This is a genomic window from Neobacillus jeddahensis, assembly GCF_000612625.1.
Taxonomy (GTDB): Bacteria; Bacillota; Bacilli; order Bacillales; family Cytobacillaceae; genus Neobacillus; species Neobacillus jeddahensis.
Genome location: NZ_CCAS010000023.1, coordinates 12,441 through 35,009, shown reverse-complemented (window position 1 = coordinate 35,009; position 22,569 = coordinate 12,441). Strand labels below are relative to the sequence as shown.

21 protein-coding genes and 1 other annotated feature are annotated in these 22,569 nt (G+C 37.8%); of the genes, 4 read left to right on the top strand and 17 right to left on the bottom strand.

Features of this window, described 5'->3' with window-relative positions:
- Positions 1-46: 46 nt before the first annotated feature.
- The 5 genes from TY15_RS11980 to TY15_RS11960 form a co-directional block, all read right to left on the bottom strand.
- Positions 47-988, bottom strand: a complete 942-nt coding sequence (locus tag TY15_RS11980; protein ID WP_040204543.1) for an ABC transporter ATP-binding protein — start codon at positions 986-988, stop codon at positions 47-49.
- Positions 989-2,083, bottom strand: a complete 1,095-nt coding sequence (locus TY15_RS11975; RefSeq protein WP_081799400.1) for an ABC transporter ATP-binding protein — start codon at positions 2,081-2,083, stop codon at positions 989-991.
- A 17-nt stretch (positions 2,084-2,100) separates the two neighbouring features.
- Entirely contained in the window at positions 2,101-3,129 is a 1,029-nt protein-coding gene (gene opp3C / locus TY15_RS11970; protein ID WP_042374505.1) for an oligopeptide ABC transporter permease, read from the bottom strand.
- Complete coding sequence (opp3b, locus tag TY15_RS11965) at positions 3,126-4,058, bottom strand: oligopeptide ABC transporter permease (protein WP_040204542.1); 933 nt, start codon at positions 4,056-4,058, stop codon at positions 3,126-3,128. Before opp3b ends, opp3C begins: the two co-directional genes overlap by 4 nt.
- A gap of 113 nt (positions 4,059-4,171) precedes the next feature.
- Entirely contained in the window at positions 4,172-5,863 is a 1,692-nt protein-coding gene (locus TY15_RS11960) for a peptide ABC transporter substrate-binding protein (protein WP_040204541.1), read from the bottom strand.
- 222 nt (positions 5,864-6,085) lie between these two features.
- Here TY15_RS11960 and TY15_RS11955 point away from each other — a divergent pair, with 222 nt between their 5' ends.
- Positions 6,086-6,448, top strand: a complete 363-nt coding sequence (locus tag TY15_RS11955; protein ID WP_052353766.1) for a DUF3899 domain-containing protein — start codon at positions 6,086-6,088, stop codon at positions 6,446-6,448.
- Between the two features lie 52 nt (positions 6,449-6,500).
- Positions 6,501-6,752: a binding site (T-box leader), on the top strand.
- Positions 6,753-6,798: 46 nt separating this feature from the next.
- On the top strand, positions 6,799-7,791 hold the full coding sequence (gene trpS, locus TY15_RS11950) for a tryptophan--tRNA ligase (RefSeq protein ID WP_096911844.1): 993 nt from the start codon (positions 6,799-6,801) through the stop codon (positions 7,789-7,791).
- Between the two features lie 63 nt (positions 7,792-7,854).
- Here the strand turns inward: trpS and TY15_RS11945 are convergent, their stop codons facing one another.
- The 6 genes from TY15_RS11945 to TY15_RS11920 form a co-directional block, all read right to left on the bottom strand.
- Positions 7,855-8,601, bottom strand: coding sequence for a YjbA family protein (locus tag TY15_RS11945; RefSeq protein ID WP_040204538.1), 747 nt, complete (start codon positions 8,599-8,601; stop codon positions 7,855-7,857).
- 179 nt (positions 8,602-8,780) lie between these two features.
- Entirely contained in the window at positions 8,781-9,692 is a 912-nt protein-coding gene (opp4C, locus tag TY15_RS11940; RefSeq protein WP_040204537.1) for an oligopeptide ABC transporter permease, read from the bottom strand.
- 11 nt (positions 9,693-9,703) lie between these two features.
- Positions 9,704-10,669, bottom strand: coding sequence for an oligopeptide ABC transporter permease (opp4B, locus tag TY15_RS11935; RefSeq protein ID WP_040204536.1), 966 nt, complete (start codon positions 10,667-10,669; stop codon positions 9,704-9,706).
- A 174-nt stretch (positions 10,670-10,843) separates the two neighbouring features.
- A complete protein-coding gene (gene opp4A / locus TY15_RS11930) occupies positions 10,844-12,556 on the bottom strand; it encodes an oligopeptide ABC transporter substrate-binding protein (RefSeq protein ID WP_040204535.1) in 1,713 nt (570 codons plus the stop codon).
- 73 nt (positions 12,557-12,629) lie between these two features.
- The gene (locus tag TY15_RS11925) at positions 12,630-13,640 is read right to left on the bottom strand and encodes an ABC transporter ATP-binding protein (RefSeq protein WP_042374502.1); all 1,011 of its coding nucleotides are present in this window, start codon (positions 13,638-13,640) and stop codon (positions 12,630-12,632) included.
- Positions 13,640-14,662 (bottom strand): ABC transporter ATP-binding protein, encoded by a 1,023-nt coding sequence (locus tag TY15_RS11920; RefSeq protein WP_040204534.1) that lies wholly within the window; start codon positions 14,660-14,662, stop codon positions 13,640-13,642. Before TY15_RS11920 ends, TY15_RS11925 begins: the two co-directional genes overlap by 1 nt.
- 443 nt (positions 14,663-15,105) lie before the next feature.
- Between TY15_RS11920 and TY15_RS11910 the strand changes: the two genes are divergently transcribed.
- Positions 15,106-16,563 (top strand): IS1182 family transposase, encoded by a 1,458-nt coding sequence (locus tag TY15_RS11910; RefSeq protein ID WP_040204532.1) that lies wholly within the window; start codon positions 15,106-15,108, stop codon positions 16,561-16,563.
- A gap of 157 nt (positions 16,564-16,720) precedes the next feature.
- Here the strand turns inward: TY15_RS11910 and TY15_RS11905 are convergent, their stop codons facing one another.
- The 3 genes from TY15_RS11905 to TY15_RS11895 all read right to left on the bottom strand — a co-directional run bounded on the left by TY15_RS11905 (position 16,721) and on the right by TY15_RS11895 (position 19,839).
- Positions 16,721-17,491 (bottom strand): DUF2268 domain-containing putative Zn-dependent protease, encoded by a 771-nt coding sequence (locus TY15_RS11905; RefSeq protein WP_040204531.1) that lies wholly within the window; start codon positions 17,489-17,491, stop codon positions 16,721-16,723.
- Between the two features lie 131 nt (positions 17,492-17,622).
- Complete coding sequence (fabF, locus tag TY15_RS11900; RefSeq protein WP_040204530.1) at positions 17,623-18,861, bottom strand: beta-ketoacyl-ACP synthase II; 1,239 nt, start codon at positions 18,859-18,861, stop codon at positions 17,623-17,625.
- A 45-nt stretch (positions 18,862-18,906) separates the two neighbouring features.
- Positions 18,907-19,839 (bottom strand): beta-ketoacyl-ACP synthase III, encoded by a 933-nt coding sequence (locus tag TY15_RS11895; protein WP_040204529.1) that lies wholly within the window; start codon positions 19,837-19,839, stop codon positions 18,907-18,909.
- Positions 19,840-20,041: 202 nt separating this feature from the next.
- Here TY15_RS11895 and TY15_RS11890 point away from each other — a divergent pair, with 202 nt between their 5' ends.
- A complete protein-coding gene (locus tag TY15_RS11890; RefSeq protein WP_040204528.1) occupies positions 20,042-20,317 on the top strand; it encodes a hypothetical protein in 276 nt (91 codons plus the stop codon).
- A gap of 28 nt (positions 20,318-20,345) precedes the next feature.
- Here TY15_RS11890 and TY15_RS11885 read toward each other — a convergent pair whose 3' ends face one another.
- The 3 genes from TY15_RS11885 to TY15_RS11875 all read right to left on the bottom strand — a co-directional run bounded on the left by TY15_RS11885 (position 20,346) and on the right by TY15_RS11875 (position 22,540).
- Positions 20,346-20,537 carry a ComZ family protein gene (locus TY15_RS11885; RefSeq protein WP_040204527.1) on the bottom strand — a complete coding sequence of 64 codons (192 nt, stop codon included), beginning with the start codon at positions 20,535-20,537 and terminating at the stop codon, positions 20,346-20,348.
- An 18-nt stretch (positions 20,538-20,555) separates the two neighbouring features.
- The gene (locus TY15_RS11880; RefSeq protein ID WP_040204526.1) at positions 20,556-21,503 is read right to left on the bottom strand and encodes a BMP family ABC transporter substrate-binding protein; all 948 of its coding nucleotides are present in this window, start codon (positions 21,501-21,503) and stop codon (positions 20,556-20,558) included.
- Positions 21,504-21,688: 185 nt separating this feature from the next.
- Positions 21,689-22,540, bottom strand: coding sequence for a hypothetical protein (locus tag TY15_RS11875; RefSeq protein WP_040204525.1), 852 nt, complete (start codon positions 22,538-22,540; stop codon positions 21,689-21,691).
- Between the last annotated feature and the right edge of the window lie 29 nt (positions 22,541-22,569).

Sequence of the window (22,569 nt, the reverse complement as noted above, 5' to 3'; positions counted from 1 at the left end):
TCATTCTATAAAATAAAAAAACGATCTCCAGCGAGATCGTTTTTTTTTAATGCTTATAATGTGCCTGATATTGTTTAAATTCCTTTTCAGAACAAAGAACAAAATGACCAGGAGCAACTTCCCTAAATTCAATTGATTCATTGTCACCATAATTATGGCTGGCAGGGTCATAGGATTTACGCTTTCGTGTCCGCTCACTAATTGGATCCGGAGCCGGAATCGCAGATAAAAGTGATTGTGTATATGGATGAAGTGGGTTTTTATAAAGCACGTCTGCCGGTGCAAGTTCAACCATCTTACCAAAGTACATAACACCAATTCGATCACTTATATATTTAACCATTGACAAATCATGTGCTATAAATAAATACGTTAACCCTTTTTCTTTTTGTAGCTGTTTCATCAAGTTTACCACCTGCGCTTGAATGGAAACATCCAATGCAGAAATCGGTTCATCGGCAATAATAAATTCTGGCTGAACTGCTAATGCACGTGCAATTCCAATCCGTTGGCGCTGCCCACCGGAAAACTCATGGGGGTACCGATTCGCATGCTCTCTATTTAATCCAACTGTTTCAAGCAATTCATATACTTGATTCATTCGATCTTCTTTAGATTTAGCCAACCCATGAATATCGATTCCTTCAGCAATTACATCGGCAATTTTCAACCTCGGATTTAAGGATGCATATGGATCTTGGAAAATCATTTGCATTTTTCGATTAAACTCTTTTAATTGCTTTTTAGACTTTTTCCCATGAACATTAACGCCATTATACAAAACTTCTCCGCCAGTGGCATCATATAAACGAATGATGGTTCTACCAGTTGTAGATTTACCGCAGCCTGACTCACCTACAAGACCCATGACCTCCCCTTTATAAATTTCAAAGGAAACATTATCAACAGCCTTGACCTCATTCGGTTTTCCAGTATTAAAGTACTGCTTTAAATTCTTTATTTCAAGTAATTTCTCTTTTTGAGCCATCTATTTCCCCTCCTTTTTACCAGGGAATTTATCTTTTTCTAATGCCACACCATTACCCACTCCTACAGTGCCTTGATATTGACTTTGTCGTCTTTTCACTGCTTCAGGAGGTTCAACCTTAGGAGCATCCGGATGTAATAACCAAGTAGCAGCATAATGTGTATCAGATACCTTAAAGAAAGGTGGCTCCTGCTCCAAGTCAATTTTCATGACGTACGGGTTCCGTGGAGCAAATGCATCTCCTTTAGGTGGTTCTAATAAATCGGGTGGTGTACCAGGGATCGAGAATAACTCTTCATCATCCGTGTCCATATCAGGCATAGAACTGATTAAGCCCCATGTATATGGATGTTGGGGATTATAGAAAATTTCATCTGCTGTTCCTATTTCAACAATTTTCCCACCATACATAACTGCGACTCGATCAGCCACATTTGCCACAACACCAAGGTCATGTGTAATAAAAATAATCGATGTATCAATTTTCTTTTGCAGATCCTTCATTAATTCAAGAATTTGCGCTTGGATGGTCACGTCAAGTGCTGTTGTTGGTTCATCAGCTATTAACACCTTTGGGTTACACGCCAAGGCAATGGCAATTACTACCCTTTGCCTCATCCCACCAGAAAATTGATGCGGATATTGATCCACTCGAATTTCCGGTTTCGGAATTCCGACAAGTTTTAGTAAATCGATAGCCCTTTCTTTTGCCGCATGTCTACTCATGTTTTGATGCTTAATGAGCGGCTCCATAATCTGATTACCAATTTTCATGGTTGGGTTTAAGGAAGTCATCGGATCTTGGAAGATCATTGAAATATCTTTTCCACGAATTTTTTGCATGTCTTTATCTTTAAGTTTCGTCAAATCCTTTCCATCAAAAAGGATTTGTCCACTTTTAATTTCGGAATTGTTTTCTGGTAGTAAGCGCATAATTGATTTAGTGGTTACTGACTTTCCAGAACCAGATTCACCAACGATCGCTAATGTTTCCCCATAATATAAGTCAAAGTTTACGCCACGAATAGCTTGTACTTCACCAGAAAAAGTGTGAAACGATATTCTTAAATCTTTTACCTCTAAAATTTTCTCCATTTACATTCACCTGCCCTCTAATCACGCATTTTTGGATCCAATGCATCTCGTAATCCATCTGCAACAAGGTTAAAGCAGACCATTATTAATGCAATAATAATTGAAGGAATAATCATTTGATACGGAAAAGCGATCATTGATTTAAATCCACTATTTACCAACGTCCCTAATGAAGCATGTGGTTCTTGTAATCCCAATCCAATGAAACTTAAGAATGCTTCAAAGAAAATAGCATTTGGGATTGAAAACATCGTATTAATAATAATGACACCAAACATGTTCGGGATCATATGTTTAAAAATAATCGAAGAATTAGATGCGCCTAAAGTTTTAGCTGCCAAAACAAATTCTTGACCTTTAAACTTCAGCACTTGTGCACGAACAACCCGTGCCATACTTGTCCAACCTGTAATCGTTAAGGCAATAATTATCGGGATAATCCCCGGTTTCAAGACGAGAATCATCAAAACAACCACAATCAAGTTTGGGATACCTACAATTACTTCTATTATACGTTGCATGATACTATCGGTTTTACCACCCAAATAACCTGAAATCGCACCATATGCAACCCCAATCGCCATATCTACTAAGGCAGCCATGAAGGCAATAAATAGCGATACTTGAGTACCTTTCCAAATCCGCGCGAATTGGTCGCGGCCTAAATTGTCTGTTCCAAACCAATAATAGGCGTCAACTTTTCGTACCTCATAGGCGTTGTACACTGTTCCGTCTCTTCTTGCTAAAGTTCCATCAAATGGAAGCCAATGTACATTTTCAATCCCCTGAATCCGAGGAGGTAGGTTATTATGTTTAGTGTTTTGATTATCGTATGTGTAAGGCGTAATCATTGGGCCAACAAAGGCCATAATAATCAAAATTCCCAATATTACCATACTTACAACTGCACCCTTGTTCTTTCGAACTCTTAGCCATGAATCTTGCCAAAAGTTTAAGCTAGGCTTGGCAATTTTTTCACTCTTAGATGGGTCAATATGGGCAGGCGCAAACATATCTTTTGAAATTGAAATATCTTTGTTGCTCATTTAGCTTTCCCCCCCGATATCCGAATACGTGGGTCGATGATTCCATAAAGAATATCAACAATCAAAATAACTACGACAAATAAAACAGCAAATAAAATGTTCGTTCCCATGATAACAGGATAGTCATTCATATTAATGGATTTAACGAACTGTTCCCCTAATCCTGGAATTCCAAAAATTTGCTCGATAACTAGTGAACCAGTCATTAAGCTAACCGCTAATGGTCCCATAACCGTTACAACAGGAATTAGGGCATTTCTTAATGCATGTTTAACACTTATTTGCCAGCGGCTCGCACCTTTAGCTCTTGCCAATGTAATATAATCTGATCCTAAAACCTCAATCATTTCAGTCCGCATAAACCGGGCTGCAATCGAGATAGGAAACATTGCTAAAGCAATCGTAGGAAGAATTGTATACTCTGGACCTTTCCAAAGCATAACTGGCAGCCATCCCAATTTTACAGAAACGTAATACTGAAGTAAGCCTGCAAAAATAAATGACGGCACCGATTTACCTACTACCGCAATGAAGGTTGAGCCATAGTCAATCCAGGTATTTTGCTTTAAGGCTGCAATTACACCCAAGAATATGCCTAAAACAGCACCAACAATCATCGCCTGCAAACCTAATTGAGCAGATGGACCAATTCGATTAGCGATAAGTTTCGTTACTGGGGTATTATCAAATTGAAAGGAGATTCCTAGGTCACCTTTAACCATATTCACCATATACTGATAATATTGAACAGGCAATGGTTCGTTTAAGCCATACTTATCCAGCAAGATCTCACGCTGAACTTCTGTCAGCTTTTCAAAGTTATTGAAAGGGCTACCTGGAATTAGCTTCATGAGGAAAAAAGTAAGTGTTGTCACTATAAAAAGAGTAATAATCATATAGCCAACGCGTTGTAATATATATTTTACCATGCCTACACCTCCTATTTTATTAAATATTCGACTTTTTTCGACAATTCAGATACAGGTAAAAAGAGAGTATATCTTTAAAATATACTCTCTTTCTATTTGATTAGATATAGTTACTATTTAGTGATTTTAATCCACTGGTAACTATAGTCAGGACCGAATGCATGGTGTGCAAAACCTTTAACCTTTGGATTGATCAAGATGTTAACAGAACGTTGGTAAAGTGGTGCAATTGCTGCATCATCTTCTAACAAGATTTTTTCTGCATCTTGAAGGGCTTTCCAACGGTCATCTGGAGTTGCAACAAGTTCTTCGTTTGCAGATTTGATTAATTTATCAAATTCTGGATTACCATAACTCATATGGTTTTGTCCACCGCCAGTTACCCATAGATCCATGTAAGTCATTGGGTCAGCATAGTCAGGTCCCCAACCACCCATTAACAAATCGTAATCTTCTGCATCTTCACGAGCGATACGGATTTTGAAAGGTACAGCTTCGATCGTAATCTTTAAGCCAGGAAGATTTTTCTCTAATTGGTCTTTAATGAAGGCATCAGTTACTTTTGATGTTTCAGTATCTTGACCTACATAAGTAAATGATACTTCTTTAAGTCCTGTTTCTTTAAGTCCTTGCTCCCAAAGCTTTTTAGCTTCTTCTTTATCAGTGCTTAGGTATGTTCCCGCAGTATCACGGAAATCTTTATTGTTTGTATCAAAAGAGAATCCTTTTGGTACAAGGAAATCAGCAGCAATTGAACCATTTGCTAATACGTCATCAACTAAAGCTTTTTTGTCTACAGACAGTGCAATAGCTTTACGGATATTAACATTTTTCAATGCTGGGTTCTTTTCGTTCATTTTTAACCACCAGATAGATGGCTCTTGGTAACGAAGTAAATCGTCTGCACCTTCAAATTGTGAAAGGATCGCAGCTTGTGCAAGTTTTGGTGTAATATCAGCTTCGCCAGCAGTATAGGCATTTGCTGAAGCTTGTGGATCTTTAGAAACGTTAAAGTTGATTTTTTCTAGAGTTGTTTCTTTTGCATTCCAATAGTCTGCATTTTTTTCTAATACCCATTCAGTTCCTGTTGGGCCATCCCATTTAGTCATTTTAAACGGACCATTGTATAAAAGATGAGCAGCATCTTTTGCATAGTCAGCACCTTGTTCTTCAAAATACTTTTGGTTTTGTGGGTAGAACAATGGGAATGTAAGGTAAGATTCAATATATGGTAGTGCACGCACTAATGTAATTTCTAATGTGTAATCATCTTTAGCAACAATTCCTAAATCTTCTAATTTCGCTGTACCTGCTACGATTTCAGAAGCATTTTTGATTTTGCCTTCCATGAAGTAAGCACCATATGGAGCTGCAACTTTTGGATCAATAGCACGTTGCCAAGCAAAGACGAAATCTTTAGCAGTGATAGGTTCGCCATTAGACCATTTTAAATCTTGTTTTAACTTGATTGTTAGAACGGATTTATCATCGTTATATGTTGGCATACCGTCTGCAACACCAGGGATTACTTTTTGGTCTGCATCCAAACGATATAAGCCTTCGTTTACTGCATTTAAAGTTGTGAAGCTTAATGTGTCTTGTCCCATAACGCTGTCCATTGTTGGGATCTCAGCAGATTCCAGGACATTAAGTTCTTGTTTATCTGCTAATTGTTCTTCCGAGCCAGCATTATTTTTGCCTTCATTTTTACCTGTTTCTTCCTTATCACCGCCTGAACATGCTGCTAGGAACATGCTAAGCACTAGTGATAATACTAAAAGTAGTGAAAGTTTTGATTTCTTCACTTGTAGACCTCCCTTTTCTATTATTCTGAAAAATTACTACATTCTCTATTATACATATTTTCATCAAATTGTACATTATTTTTTGAAAATTAATTTACAGATTCGCAACAATCTTTACGTTATCATTACAAAAAGCTATGGTATAATTTAGACTTATAAAGATTTTTCTGTATACTATACTTCAGATATTCCCTTATAAATCAAGGTTTTGGAGGTTATTCGGTGAAATACCAGTTAAAGAAAAAATTAATTTTTCTCACTCTTACACAGATTGTCATTTTTATCATTTCGTTTATTTACCACCGAAAAATTTCATTATTAAGCTATATCGATATATCATTTTTCTTCACGGCAGCTTTTCTTTTATCTGCATTACTACTTTATACTATTCACAGTGGTTTTTATGATGCGATTTCCAGATCCTTTAATCTCTTTTTTTCCTTCTCAAGAGACAAAGAAAAGAAAAAATTCGATGAAATCCCAAGATTATCTGAAATGGTGACAATCAATGAAAAGCCGCTCCTTTTTCATGGAATGATGAATGGTTTATTGATGCTGATTGCCCTTCTTGTTTATTATGTTTAACTCACTTGAAATTAATTATTCACTTCCTATATAATGTGATTAAACGAAAAACTGTAATGCAATGATAAAGAGTAGTACGTATTTTCTTTCGTTCAAGAGAGTTTGTGGTTGGTGGAAACAAACACGAATAAATACGGAATGGACTTTGGAGCTTCTTTCTGAACCTTTTTTCTTATGATTAAACTAGTAGGAGTAGACGTTTGCCTTGCGTTAAAAGGACACCTAATTCTTCTGAATGAGGAATTGGAACTGAGTGACTCTTTTGAGTAATTTAGGGTGGTACCGCGAACCATTCGTCCCTATGATTTTTTGGGATGAATGGTTTTTTTATATATTTTTAGGAGGAAATGATAATGAAGACAATTTTTTCAGGAATTCAACCAAGCGGAACTATTACGCTTGGGAATTATATTGGAGCTTTGAGACAATTCGTGGAATTGCAGAACGAATACAATTGCTTCTTTTGTATCGTTGACCAGCATGCAATCACGGTTCCTCAGGACCCACAAACACTTAGGAAAAATATTCGCAGCCTTGCGGCATTATATCTTTCCGTGGGAATTGACCCAGAGAAGGCTACCTTGTTTATCCAGTCAGAAGTTCCTGCTCATGCTCAAGCTGGATGGTTGATGCAATGTATTTCCTATATTGGAGAACTGGAAAGAATGACTCAGTTTAAAGATAAATCAACTGGAAAAGAAGCTGTTTCAGCAAGTCTTTTAACCTACCCGCCATTGATGGCAGCAGATATTTTATTGTATAATACTGACCTTGTTCCAGTCGGCGATGATCAAAAACAACATTTGGAATTAACAAGAGATTTAGCCGAGAGATTTAATAAGAAATATAACGACATCCTCACCATTCCGGAAATTAGTATTCCAAAGGTTGGGGCAAGAATTATGTCCCTTCAGGAACCAACGAAAAAAATGAGCAAATCTGATCCAAACAAAAAGGCGTTTATCACTCCTTTAGATGAGCCAAATCAAATTGTGAAGAAAATCAAGAGTGCTGTGACTGATTCTGATGGAATTGTTAAATTTGATGTAGCAAATAAACCGGGTGTTTCCAATTTGTTGTCCATTTATTCTATCCTGGATGGAAAATCCATTCCTGAAATCGAAGAAATGTATAATGGGAAGGGATATGGAGATTTTAAGGGTGACCTTGCTGAAGTAGTTGTAAACTTCCTTAAACCGATCCAAGAAAAGTATTACAATTTACTGGAATCCAGTGAGCTTGACCGAATATTGGATGAAGGGGCAGAGAAGGCCAATCAAGTGGCCAGTAAGACATTGAAGAAAATGGAAAATGCTATGGGTCTCGGTCGTAAAAGAAGATAAGGAAGATAAAATGAAAAAGCCTGCTCCAAAAGGTATCGATCACACACCTTTTGGGTCAGGCTTTTAGTTTACTTTTGGTCCATGCTCCATTTCCCAAAGTTTCTCAAAGAACGGCTGTCCCTTAATTAAATTTTCACAGAATGTTTCATGACGCTTAGACCAACCATACTTTGTTTCTTCAAATAATTGTTCCCATGCAGCTTCAAAATTCATCTCTTGAATTGTAGAATATTGCTCGGGACACCATTCAGTATACCAATATCTTACTTCTGCTTCGTTATTCGATGAAAGTAATTGATCAAGTGCCATAAATAGCAGCTGTTTTAATTGTCGTTCCTTTCTCGTTAACCCTCTCATCAATTCGGGTTCAGGTGAAAGAATGTGGAAGTCCTTCGTTTGCGGTTGAGCGTAGAAATGATAGGGCTGCGCCTCATGCTGACTAATCATTTCATAAACAAGCTGTTCCTGCCTTGGGATTAATCTGCTTTTTCGGATTGGAATATTATAGCCAATCGTATCGACTGCTAATATGCCCACTCCATCTGTGACCACAAAGCAATAATCTAGCTGAACTCTTTCATGGTTCTTTCTTAAATACGCCTTCTGATAAATATCATCTAGAAGCTGTTGAGGCATCTCTGCCAGATCATTTTCAATATAATTAAATAAAATCGGTTCGACTTTTATGAGCGGTGCCTGGTCAAGCAGCTCCACTCCGTCATCTTTACGCCATTCATGAAAGTGGCATACATTATACCCGTTTTCTTCACCTTCAAACCAATTTACCCATACATCATGAAGATACAACATTGTACAACCCCTCACTTCAAGAAACTATTTGTCAATCAGTATGGGCAGACCTTAGTTAAATTATTCCTTTATATATATTTTGCTCCAATTACACTTAACATGCTGTTTGCTTATTGATATACTAGCCATCATTTGAATAAATGAAACAAAAAAATCTACCAACTCTTGATGGTAGATTTTTATCTTCTTGATTTAGGATTGAAGGCGTCCTTTAAGCCCTCTCCAATAAAGTTAATCGATAAAATCGTGATTGTTATGATTAATGCCGGTGGTACCCAGATCCATAGTTTGAATTGGAGTACATCTGGTTCATTTGCCGAATTTAACATATTTCCCCAACTCGGAATCTCTTGGGGGACGCCGAAACCTAGGAAGCTTAAGCCTGTCTCCGCCACAATCATCGTCGCAAATGTAATTGTTGCTTGAACAATAATCGTTGATAAGATATTAGGTATTAGATGTTTCATTATGATTTTAGCAGGGGAACACCCAATCGAAATCGCTGCCGTAATATATTCATTTTCTTTTTCAGCAAGGATTTTACTCCTTACAATCCGCGCGATTCCTCCCCAACTCAGTATGCTAATGGTTCCAATTAACACCCATAATCCATTAATCTTCCCAAAAAGAATGGCGTTTAAGACGATTACAAACACTAGGAAAGGGAAATTTAGAATAAAGTCAGTAAATCTCATCAATAAACTATCAACAGCTCCACCAAAGTAACCCGATATTGAGCCAATCAACGTCCCAAGTAAAATTACAAATACCGTACAGCTGATTCCAACTAACAAGGAGATTCGTCCCCCATAAAGCAATCTTGTAAACACATCACGCCCCGCCCTGTCGGTCCCCAGCCAATGCTTACTCGATGGTTCTAGAGACATTTCACCGATATTAATTCTTGAAACATCTGCAGTTGTAATATAGGGGGCTAAGAATGAAAGAATCGCAACGGCTATTAAAAAGAATAAACTAGCCATAGCGAGTTTATTCTTTTTAAACTTTTTACGTGCCATCGCCCATGGAGATAAACTTTTTTTGGGGAGTGCTCGAAAAATTTTCGGATCCTTTTCCGTAACTATTTCCATCTTTTCGCCCCCTACTCTAGCCTAATTCTGGGATCAACAATACCATAAAATACATCTGCTACAAGATTGCCAATTAATGTTAAGAATGAAAATAACATCGTTAATGTCATTAAAACTGGATAATCCCTTGTGCCAACAGAATCTAGAAATAGTTGTCCCAGGCCTGGGTAGGTGAAAATTGTTTCTGTTATGATAGCTCCACTGATGATTGCCACTAAATCAAAACCTAAAAAAGTAATAAGAGGGATCATCGAGTTCCTTAAAATATGAACATTGTAAATCTTTCTTTCAGGTGTCCCTTTTGCTCGTGCAGTCCGAACAAAGTCCTTGCGGCTATTTTCAATAATATCATTCCGTAAGAATTGAGTATAACTTGCGGTACTTAATAACCCAAGGACAACAGCGGGTAAAAATACATGGTGCAGCCTGCTTAGCCAATAGTCAAGTGTACCCTCTGTAACCCCAATATCAATTGATCCATTTGATGGAAACCATCCTAGAGTAAAGGAAAAAAGGAAGATAGCAAACACCCCAGCAACAAAGGACGGGATCGACAATCCTAAATAATTTAATCCACCTATTATATTATCCCCGAGCGTGTATGGCTTTCGTCCAGAATAAGACCCCATTAGAAATGCTAAGATATAGGTGATTAAGATGGAAGATAAACCTAGTAATAATGTGTTGGGAATACGTTCTCCAATAACCTCTGCTGCCGGAATTTTAAAACGAGTTGATTTTCCAAAATCCCCTTGCACAAAGTTTCCAATCCAGTGGAAATACTGCTGTGGTAATGGATCGTTGTAACCTAATTTTTCTCTCATATCAGCAATATATTTGGGATCTGTATTCCTTGGATCGATTTCCCCGCTAAGAGAGTCACCTGGCATCAATTTTGCTAAGGAAAAAACAACAATAGAGGTAAGAAACAGCATCGGAATCATGCCCAAAATTCTTCGAAAAGCATACTTAAGCATGTGCATTCTCCTTTTCAATAAACTTTGATAAACACGGTCCCTGTATGTACCTCAATTTGTTCAAATGGGAGGCATTAATGAAATCAAGTGCCCAACCACACCATATGAACACCTTGAGTTTATTGATCTTTATTCGGAACTGAACATAGTCTATTTCATATTTATTAATTGTGTTTATTGTTGAATCCACCATTCATTTGGGCGATTCATACCTGAAACATCGAATGTAACTTCGTGAACTCGCTTACTTACTGCCATGGTTTCTTCAAGTTCTGCGATTGGCAAAACAGGAAGTTCTTTCATAAATAACTTTTGCCACTTTACATAAAGATCTTTACGCTTTTCGCTATCCGTTCCAACTATGCTGATATCAAGTGCTTCGTCAAGTAATTTATCGCTGTCAGCATTTACCCAGCGAGGGTAGTTCCAAAGTGCTTCAGAGCCCCAAAGTGGAGTTGGATCCGGATCAGCACCAGTTTCCCAACCAGCGAAGAATACCTCTATTGATTTATCAGCTTTTTCAAGCATTTCATAATATAGATTTACATCAGTCATCGTTAATTTTGATCTCAAACCTACTTCTTCCCAATATTGGGTTAATGCTTTCGCGCGTGATTCAAATGTTGGATTTGAAGTAGAATAATGACTGAAGTTTATCACGAATTTTTTACCTTTTGGATCTTCACGGAAACCATCGCCATTAACATCTTTATAACCCGCTTCATCTAATAATTTTTTGGCTTTTTCAGGATCATATTCGTATTGTTCAAGGTCTTTATTATCGGCAGCAATCCAGTGATTTGAAGGGATTGGTCGGTTAACTGGTTTTCCAACGCCATTGAAGAAAGCTTTCACCCATTCTTCACGATTAATGGCATAGTACATCGCTTCACGTAATTTCTTCTCTTGATATTTTGGTTCATCCATGACGTTTTTCTTGCCATCCCAATTTCCTAATTTAAATCCAACATAATAGTAGCTGACGCCAGGATATGTGATCGTGTTTACATTATCAAGTGCCTTCACCTGATCAATTATACTTGGATGAAATGAAGTCATATCAAGTGTGCCGTTTTTCAGTTCACCGACAGAAAGTGATGGATCAATTACTTTTATCACCACTTTTTCAATATGTGGCTTGCCGCCAAAATAATCGTCAAAACGCTCCATTTCAACTGATTCGCCTGGAACAATTTTTGTTACTTTAAACGGTCCTAAACCAACTGGCTTCGTACGAACTTGTTTAGAACTCATCATGTCTTTAACAGCCATACCTTTAAATTCTGTCCGGTTCAGTGGATAGGTCCAAAGATTTTCCAAGTTGTTTACACGTGCTTTATCGAATGTAATTTGGATGTGATAATCATCGACAACTTTGATACCAGAGATCTCCGTTGCTTTTCCATCATGATAGTCTTGTGCACCTTCAATATTTCTAACGTTATCAAAACGTGGCCCTTCATAATCTTTGTCCGCAACAACCATTAGTGCGAATTCCCAGTCTTTCACTGATAGTTCATCATCGTTTTGCCATTTCACACCTTGTTTAATTTCAAAATCAAATACTTTATTGTCTTCTGTTTTCCAAGAAGCAATATGTGGCTTCGCTTTTAGGTTTTCATCGTAATCAATTAAATTTTCATCAAAGAAATTTATGACATAAGCATCCGTAGCATTGCCGTAAAATGAATAGTTAAACTTCCCTTCTGGTGCGGAATCGAGGGCATAGACTAATGTCCCGCCATCCTGTGGTTGACCAGCTGATTCACTAGACTTCTCACCATTCTCCTCTTTACTCCCTGTTTTCTCCCCACCACTGCATGCAGCTAAAAAGGCTGATAACACAAGTATTAATGCAACTAGCATAAATATACTTCGTATCTTCATTTATTTCCCCCTATTCATTTGGTTGTAATGTTCGGAGAGGACTGTCAACCTCTCCGCAGGAAGTACCCGCTTTTTAGTAAAGGTGGCAAGCAACTCGATGAGAAGGCTTCACCTCCTTTAATAGAGGCTTCGTCTTAGTACATTCCTCCCTTGCCATTGGACAGCGCGGATGGAACGGACAGCCCGCTGGCGGATTAATCGGACTCGGAACATCTCCTCTTAAGATCATTCTTTCCTTCTTTAACCTTGGATCTGGTGATGGAATCGCCGAAATCAAAGCCTGCGTATAAGGGTGGAGAGGTTTTACATAAAGAAGGTTCTTGTCGGCCATCTCAACCATATTTCCTAAGTACATGACCCCAATTCGATCACTCATGTGTTTAACCACACTTAAATCATGTGCAATAAATAAAAATGTTAATTCAAATTCCTGTTGTAAATCTTTTAATAGATTTAACACTTGGGATTGAACAGAGACATCCAGCGCAGAGACTGGTTCATCAGCAATAATTAATTTTGGCCTTAGGGCCAGTGAACGGGCAATTCCAATTCTTTGGCGTTGTCCACCAGAAAACTCGTGAGCATATTGATAATAAGCATCCTGTGATAGGCCTACTTTATCTAATAAATCCATGACTTCTTTCTTTAATTCAGCATTCGCTTTTTTGGAAAAATTATAGATTGGCTCGGCAATAATATCCCCCACCATTTGCATCGGATTTAGGGAAGCATAGGGGTCCTGGAATACCATTTGCATATCTTTGCGAATGTCACGAAGTGATTTACCAGAAATTTTCGTTATATCTTTTCCATCAAAGAGGATCTTACCGTCTGTTGGTTTTAATAATCGCAAAATGGTGCGACCTGCTGTAGATTTCCCACACCCCGATTCCCCAACTAATCCTAGTGTTTCACCTCTCCTTATCTCAAAAGAAAGATTATCCACTGCCTTTACATTTCCAATCGTTCGTTTGAAAAATCCTCCCTTTACGGGATAATAGGTTTTAAGATTTTGAATTTCCAATAGATTTTCAGCTTGCGACGAGGATTTTCTCTCATTTTCATGTAGGGAAACAGTACTCATTACCTCATCTCTTCTTTTGGTTTACTAGTATCAAACAACAAACAAGCAACCTCGTGACCTTGTTCGACATTTTCAAGTAAGGGGGTAATGGTTGTACATTCAGGCATTGCTTTTGGGCAACGGTTTGCAAAGCGGCAGCCAACTTGCGGCATATTAATAAGGGAAGGAACAATTCCTTGTATGGAGTTTAAGCGGTCTTCCTGTTCATCCATTTTTGGGATTGCCCCCAGAAGTAATGTGGTATATGGATGTTTAGGGTTATGAAATAATCTATCAACATCTGTCCGTTCAACAATTTTTCCTGCATACATCACGATCACTTCATCACACATTTCCGCTACAACACCTAAATCATGTGTGATGAGAATAATGGACATGTCGTTTACTTCTTGAATTCCTTTTAAAAGTTCTAAGATTTGTGCTTGAACCGTTACATCTAGGGCAGTGGTTGGCTCGTCTGCAATTAATAACTTCGGCTGACAGGCAATAGCAATAGCAATCATCACTCTCTGCCTCATCCCACCTGATAATTGATGTGGGTATTCATCTACAATTTTTTCAGGACGGGAAATTCCCACACTCTTCAATAAAGCGATGGACCTCAGTCGTGCATTTCTTCTCGAAATTATTGTATGATTAAAAAAAACTTCTTGGAGCTGATAGCCAATTGTGAATACTGGATTAAGTGAGGTCATTGGCTCCTGGAAGATCATTGAAACATCATTTCCGCGAAGTTTATTAATTTGCGATTCGGACATTTTTTCAAGATTAATCCCATCAAAAACAATTTGGCCTGATTTGACTTTACCAATTCCTTTTGGAAGCAGCTGCATGATCGAGAGACTCATTACCGATTTACCACAGCCAGATTCTCCTACAATTCCGACAATTTGCCGTGGTTTAACCTGAAAGGAAACATCATCTACTGCATTATAGTCTGTCCCATCAATATCAAAGGCTGTCTCTAAATTTCTTACATCGAGCAGTGGAACCTCTTTGATTCGTGTTTTTTCGGGATTCATTGTACACCTTCTTACACGCTTTGAATTATTTTTAAATTATTCTGTTTATTCCATATATTTCAATAGAATTCTATTACGGAATTATGGTAATTGCAAGATTATTTTGTCTAATTCGTAATTTCCAGTTAAATAGTACCAAAAAAAAAGCCTGTTTAAATGAGGGCACTGAAAAAGTCCTTTGAATTTAGGTTGTATTGAAATGGGGGGTTGATTTCCGCTCCAGGCACTTCGCGTCCGCGGGCGGCACGGGGAGCCTCCTCGGCGCAAGCGCCTGTGGGGTCTCCCCAGCCCCGTCCTCCCGCAGGAGTCTTCGTGCCTTCCGCTCCAATCAACAGATTCCTCTAACACTGTATAATTTTAATAAGGTATAATTCCTCATTTTTAAGGGGATTATACCTTTTTTGCTGTATAATTATAGTATCAATTTTAAACGGGTGGGTACTATGATTCCAAATCAACAATCAATGATTTTCAGTCCTTATATGGGTATTTATGATTTAGTTGTTCTGAAGGATAATCTTTTACGCAAACTTAACGATCTGGTTGATTTCTCTTTTGTTTATGATGAACTCAAGGATAAATATTGTCATGATAATGGTCGAAACGCTATCGATCCTATTCGCATGTTCAAATATTTATTGTTAAAGACTATTTATGACTTGTCTGATGTCGATATTGTTGATCGTTCAATATACGATATGTCTTTCAAGTATTTTCTTACTATGGCTCCGGAGGAGCCAGTAATCGAGCCAAGCTCATTAACCAAGTTTCGAAAACTTCGTTTAAAAGATGTAAACCTTTTGGACATGCTTATCAATAAGACTGTTGAGATTGCCATCGAAAAGGAAATCATTAAAAGTAAATCCATTATCGTAGATGCAACCCATACCAAATCCCGTTACAATCAGATGTTACCAAGAGAAATACTATTAAACCGATCTAAAAAGCTAAGAAAAGCTATTTATCAGATAGATGAATCTATGAAAAGTAAGTTCCCAGCCAAAAATACAACTGATGTTTTGGAAGATGAAATCGGTTATTGCCAGAAACTCATTGATGTGATTGAAAAAGATGAAACACTTATCCAGTATCCTAAAGTAAAGGAACAGTTAAACCTTCTGAAAGAAACAGTTTCCGACGATATAGAACAATTGCAGAGCTCTGAGGATAAAGACGCAAAAGTAGGTCATAAAACTGCTGATTCATCATTTTTTGGATATAAGACACACATCGCCATGAGCGAAGAAAGAATTATTACAGCCGCAACCGTTACGACAGGAGAAAAAAATGATGGAAAGCAATTAGAAACACTGATTGAAAAAAGTATTCAAGCCGGGATGGAAGTTGAAACTGTTATTGGTGATGCAGCCTATTCTGAAAAAGGGAATATCGAATATACAAAAGAGAATGAAATAAAATTAGTAGCCAAATTAAACCCTTCTGTAACGCAAGGTTTTCGTAAAAAAGAAGACGAATTTGAGTTTAATAAAGATGCTGGAATGTACGTTTGTAAAGCTGGTCATATGGCTATAAGGAAAGCTCGGCAAGGTAAAAAAGGAGTAGCTGCTAATCAAGTTGACACTTATTATTTTGATGTAGAAAAGTGTAAAAATTGCCCATTTAAGGATGGCTGTTATAAAGAAGGAGCTAAAAGTAAAACTTATTCTGTGACTATCAAATCAAATATACATACAGAACAGGAAACATTTCAAGAAAGCGACTATTTTAAGGGAAAATCGAAAGAACGATATAAGATAGAAGCTAAAAATAGCGAATTAAAACACAGACACGGGTACAATGTTGCAAAATCCTCGGGTCTAGTTGGCATGCAATTGCAAGGTGCAATGGCTATATTTACGGTGAATTTAAAAAGAATATTAAAACTAATAGATCAAATATAGGGGGAAAATACCCCCAATGAATAAAAAAAGGCGACTAAAAATTCACATATGCGAATTTTAAAGTCGTCTTTTTTAGTCGTGCTTTAGAAGCTCTTGAAAAACCGAAGGTTTTTCAGTGCCCTCGTTTAAATAGGCTTTTTTGCGTCTTTTCACCTCTTTACTCAATATAACTAGAAGCAGGTTTTGTAAATGATAGTCTTGTAGAATATTGATGATTTTCATAAAATTTTCGAATGAGATGATACCCTACTGCATAACCTAATAATTTAGGAACACTCCCTCCACCAAATAAAAGCTCGTCATGCTCTCTCTCACTCTTTTTAGTATCTAACTGTGTTTTTAAAAATCTAGTCCAGAATGTTGAAATCTCGTCTTCTGAATAGAGTGTGCACCAATTTGCCAAATAAGTCCGACCACAATTTTTTAATACAGCATATTCTGCAAGTCCTTCTATAATAATAGAATCAAGTAGTGTATAGTCATCTATTTTCTTAGCTAACCTATTCATTCTGCAAACATGGTGATACTCATGGACTAACAGTGCTTCCATTTCTTTTGGGTCTTCATAATACGAGAGAAAAAGAAACATCTTATCTGGGTAAGACACACCCGCTTTACTTTTTTTCTCTCTCATAAAAAAGTCCCCCGTCTGTGCGACTGGAAAAAGAAAGATTGGAATATCCGGTCCGTTCCATTTACTTTTATATTTAGAATATAGCCGATCCACTTGTTCCCAAACCTTTTTCTCCAACATCATCTGTACGTTTTTTCTTGAGGACCGAGATGGTCGATACATTCCAAAATTCAATAGCTCATGATAAATTTCATTTGCACTTTGACCCTTAAAATAGGGACGAAGCTTTTCACAGATTTTGATTGGTTTGTCAAACTCTTCATCTAACCATCGATCTGTCCGAATGACCCCCAAAACAATCCCCTCCTAAATCAAGTGATCTACTTGACATAGTATGAAATTTATACAAAGGAGTGATTTCATGACTAGAATTGTTTTTCTTCAAAAAAAATGGTCAGACATATGACATATGCCTGACCATTTTTTTATTGATATTTTTTAAAGACAATCGTGGCATTATGACCACCAAAGCCAAGTGAGTTGCTCATTGCAGCTTTGATTTCTTTTGAACGTGCCCCATTTACCACATAATCCAAATCGCATTCTGGATCTGGTGTTTCATAATTGATCGTTGGTGGAACCATGCTATCTTTCATTGCTAAAACAGTAAAGATGGCTTCCACTCCACCAGCTGCCCCTAAAAGATGGCCTGTCATAGACTTTGTAGAACTAATAGCTAATTTATAGGCATGTTCTCCAAAAACTTCTTTGACAGCTAGTGTTTCAAATTTATCATTATATTCTGTACTGGTTCCATGAGCATTTACATAATCAATATCCTCAGGGTTTAAGCCACCATCATTAATAGCCATTTTCATTGCCCGTGCGCCGCCTTCACCCCCCGGTGCAGGTGCTGTAATATGGTAGGCATCACCAGTGGCGCCATAACCAATGATTTCCGCATAGATCGTTGCACCTCGAGCAAGAGCATGTTCTAATTCTTCCAAGACAACAATCCCTGCACCTTCACCAATGACAAAACCATCGCGGTTTTTATCAAATGGTCTGCTTGCTGTTTGCGGATCTGGATTGGTTGATAATGCCGTGTTGGCACAGAAACCAGCAACTGACATTTTGGTAATAGGCGCTTCTGCACCACCACTGACCATAACATCCGCATCCCCACGTTGGATAACCTTAAAAGCATCTCCAATTGAATTTGTTCCAGTTGCACAAGCAGTCACCGTACATGAGTTAAATCCTCGTGCACCAAGCGTGATGGAAACTTGACCAGTAGCCATATCAGGAATTAACATCGGAACAAAAAATGGACTAACTCGTTTGTAGCCTCTTTTTTGGAAAATTTCAAACTGTTGTTCAAAGGTTTCCATTCCACCTATTCCAGATCCTATCCAAACACCAACACGATGGGAGTTTTCTTCATTAATCGTTAAATTTGCATCTTTCACTGCCATTATTGCAGAGGCAACGGCAAATTGGGTAAACCGATCCATTTTCCGTGCATCTTTTCTATCCATAAAGACTTCTGGATTAAAGTCTTTTACTTCCGCTGCTACTTTTGCGGGATATTCATCGGCATTTACTCTTGTCATTGGCCCAACGCCAGATTTGCCTTCTAGAATTCCTTTCCAAGTAGTTTCTACGTCATTACCAAGCGGTGTAACTGCACCAACGCCTGTTACTACAACCCTACGCTTTTCCATCTAGACAGCTCCTTTTCAATACACTTTTCCTCTTTATATAAATCATTATTTTCCCCATCGAATAGCAATAGCGCCCCAGGTTAAACCGCCCCCAAAACCAACCATTACAATGAGATCGTCATCCTTAATTTTCCCTTTTTCCACTTCCTCAACGATAGAAATTGGAATCGATGCGGCTGAAGTATTACCGTATTTATCCACTGTTTTGGACATCTTTTCGATTGGTAACTCCAGTCTTTGTCTGGATGCTTCCATAATCCGAATATTGGCCTGATGTGGGATTAAGAAATCAACATCATCCTTAGATAATCCTGCTTTATTCAGGACGTTTATACAGCTTTCACCCATCTGCCGCACTGCAAATTTAAAAACTTCACGTCCATTCATAATGATAAATTCGTCTTGGTAAAGGTGCTTTGCTCCCGTACCATCTGCACCTAGTTCGAATGCTAAAATCCCTCTATCTTCAGACACAGGTCCAATAATCGCAGCTCCTGCACCGTCTCCAAATAAAACGGCAGTATTCCGATCATTCCAATCAGTAATCTTAGAGAGTTTTTCAACCCCAACGACTAAAACATATTTGTAGACCTGAGATTCAATAAATTGTTTAGCTGTTACGATCCCATACATGAACCCGGCACAGGCTGCACTTATATCCATCGCGGCGGCTTTGGTTGCCCCTAATCTCTCTTGTATTCTACACGAAACAGAGGGAAAAGGAGAATCAGGAGTGACCGTGGCAACTAAAATGAGATCAATTTGTTCTGGGGTAATACCCGCATCTTCGATAGCCTTTTGTGCAGCAGCAAATGCCATATCGGATGTGTTAACATCGTCTGAGGCAATTCTCCTTTCTTCAATTCCCGTCATGGTACGAATCCATTCATCAGAGGTATCCATCATTTTTTCTAAATCATGATTGGTGAGAATCTTTTCTGGTAAAAACCTACCCATTCCAACAATACCAGCTCTCATTGTTCCATCTCCTTTAACTTTTGGGACCCTATATATCTAAGGTTTAATATCAATTATTATGACTTGGTACTAATTTTATCAAATCAACCCCAATTTAAGCAACTGTTTCTTCCTGTTTATACTCCGCTAATATACATTCCTTTTATTCGTTTAGTCATATTCTATTTTAAGAGGAATTTTCAAAAAGGAGTCGACAAATAAAATGGAAGACCAAGAAGAGTGGAAAAGCTCTGATACTCACGTGGAGTTGAAAGGAGAGCGAGAGCACGATCCGTTCACAAGTTTAATGTTTGGCACTAGGAGAGATCACCGCAACCTACATGACCATCAAGAACAAACTCAAACTCAATCCCCCTCCACAATTGATTATGAAGCACTCATGATGAATATTGATATCCTCATGGAGTCTGTCCGAGGGTTAAAACCTTTATTACAGAAATTCCAGCCATATCTTAAGCAAGTTTTGAAAAAGAAATAAGCTGCCGTTACTGGCAGCTCATTTCTTTTTACTTTTCATTAAGTCCATCTTCTCTGCCTAACTCATATGCCTCTTGCATAACTTTTGTAAATAAGTTCATAAAGGGTTCAATTAACTCCATCGATAATTCTACCCCTACTTGATCTAATTGCTCTTTTGCCTCTGGTAAATATTTCATTGCGATCTGCATAAATTGTAATGACTTATCTTGACTGTTCATATGTACTCCTTTTAAAAATTATTTAGGTAATTTTCCCGATTCTTTATATATATCAATTTGGCGGTTCATTTGTCCAATAAAATCTTTCGGAACTAATGGGCTAAACTTACCAAGTGAGATCACATTGTCCTGAAAATCAAAAGAAAGATTTCCTCCGTTAAGCTTTCCTCTATTGTATTCATCTGCAACCTTTTCATACAGTTTATCAACTTGTTGAACCGTACTAGTCAATACCATTGACTCACCCAAGTCCGATTGATCCGACACATAGCCAATCACAAATAGACCCCGCTCCTTAACCCGTTCAATAACAGGCACATTAAATCCATCGCCCGCTGGATAAACTACATCAACCCCATTATCCATCATCTGATCTGCTAACTGCATAGCCTTTGTCTTATCATCCCAATTTCCAACATATTCGATGCTGACTTGAGTATCTTTATTTTCCAGCTTCGCCCCTTGATAAAATCCTTCTATCTCCGGCTGCCATTCATACGCCGCAAGAACACCGACTTTCTTAGTCTTTGACATATGGGCAGCAACCATTCCACCGAAATATCCCATCGCATGCGCTTTAAAATTTAAGCTCGTAGTGTTAGAGTTCTTCGCATCACCATTAAAACTGACAAAATGAATCTTAGGATAGTCCTTAGAAATAGTATTAAAATATTCTGCGTACTCTGAGCCATGACCAAAAATTAAATTAACTCCTTTTTGGGCAAATTCTTTCACTGCACTTTCTACTACTGCCTGTGAATTCATTCCTTCTTTATAAAATACATCAACCTTCATTTGGGACTGTATTGTTAACAAACCTTTAAAGCCCATTGTTCCCCATACTTGATCATTAACTGTTTCAGGAACTAACAAACCAACTTTCTGTAGCTTCTCTGAAGATTTTGTTTGCGCACAAGCCCCAAGTAAAAGAATACATAGTAGAATGATTCCGAATCGGCCAAGCATTTTTGCAACTCCTTTGTACGGCAGGCATTTTTATCCATAGATCATTAATCATAATCCCTATAACGTCTAGAACCCCTCTATTTCCCTATTATTCTAACCTTTTGGCCATTAATTGGGAAGACAAATATCTTGAATTACTACTTTCTCGTTTACTTGTATATGATTAATTAGCACGCGGACCCTCACTACTTATTATTTTGTTCCAACCATTCCACCAACTCTAGCTGCTTTGTGATTGACTCCGCAATTGACGTTCGCCTTTTCACTAAAACCTTGTGAAATTGCTGACTACTTGGCATCAAGTCAGCATAATGATTACCACTACCAACATTTTCTTCAATTTGGAGATAATTCGCACATTGCCTCCAATAATCATTTTCACCACTTTCTAGTAGATAAGAGCTCGAATTCACAGGATTCCTTGCTTCAATTGTATCCAGCACTGTCTCAATAGCATCCTCAACAAAAAGTACATCTCCCGTCCATTCCCGCTCGGTTTGAGTGATGACTCCCTTTTGAAATTTTGCCAGTATAGCTTGTTGGAACGCAAAAGTTGGGGGTTGCCAAGGACCATATACAGCCGGTAAATAAAAATACTGACTGTTTTTGGCCCATTCTTTAGCACGTTCAAGAAAGGCATCAATCTTCTCGTTGTCGTTGGATCTAACCATTTGGATTGGAAGCATGTGCACGATTTTCGAATGATGATTCTCCTTCATATATTGATTAATTGTACTTGGAACTGCTTCATGTAATAATATAGTTTCTTTCGACTGCACATATAAATCATAAATAGAAATAAACAGGATTGTCTTTTCATGTGTATTTTCCTCTAGTTGACATTCCCTCCATTCTGATAAAGATTTTTCGCTAAAGTTGGCATTTCTGCCAATCTCCAGTCTTTTTTCGTCAAGAAAAGGAATGTTATCGGGACCATCTATATGAACCCCAATGACCTCTATCCCCTTATTTAGCAGCGTTTTGCAGAGATGAAAACTCACAAAATCATATATTCCAAGTATTATAGCCTTGTCCATTGCTTATTCCTCCCCAAACTAGACTTATT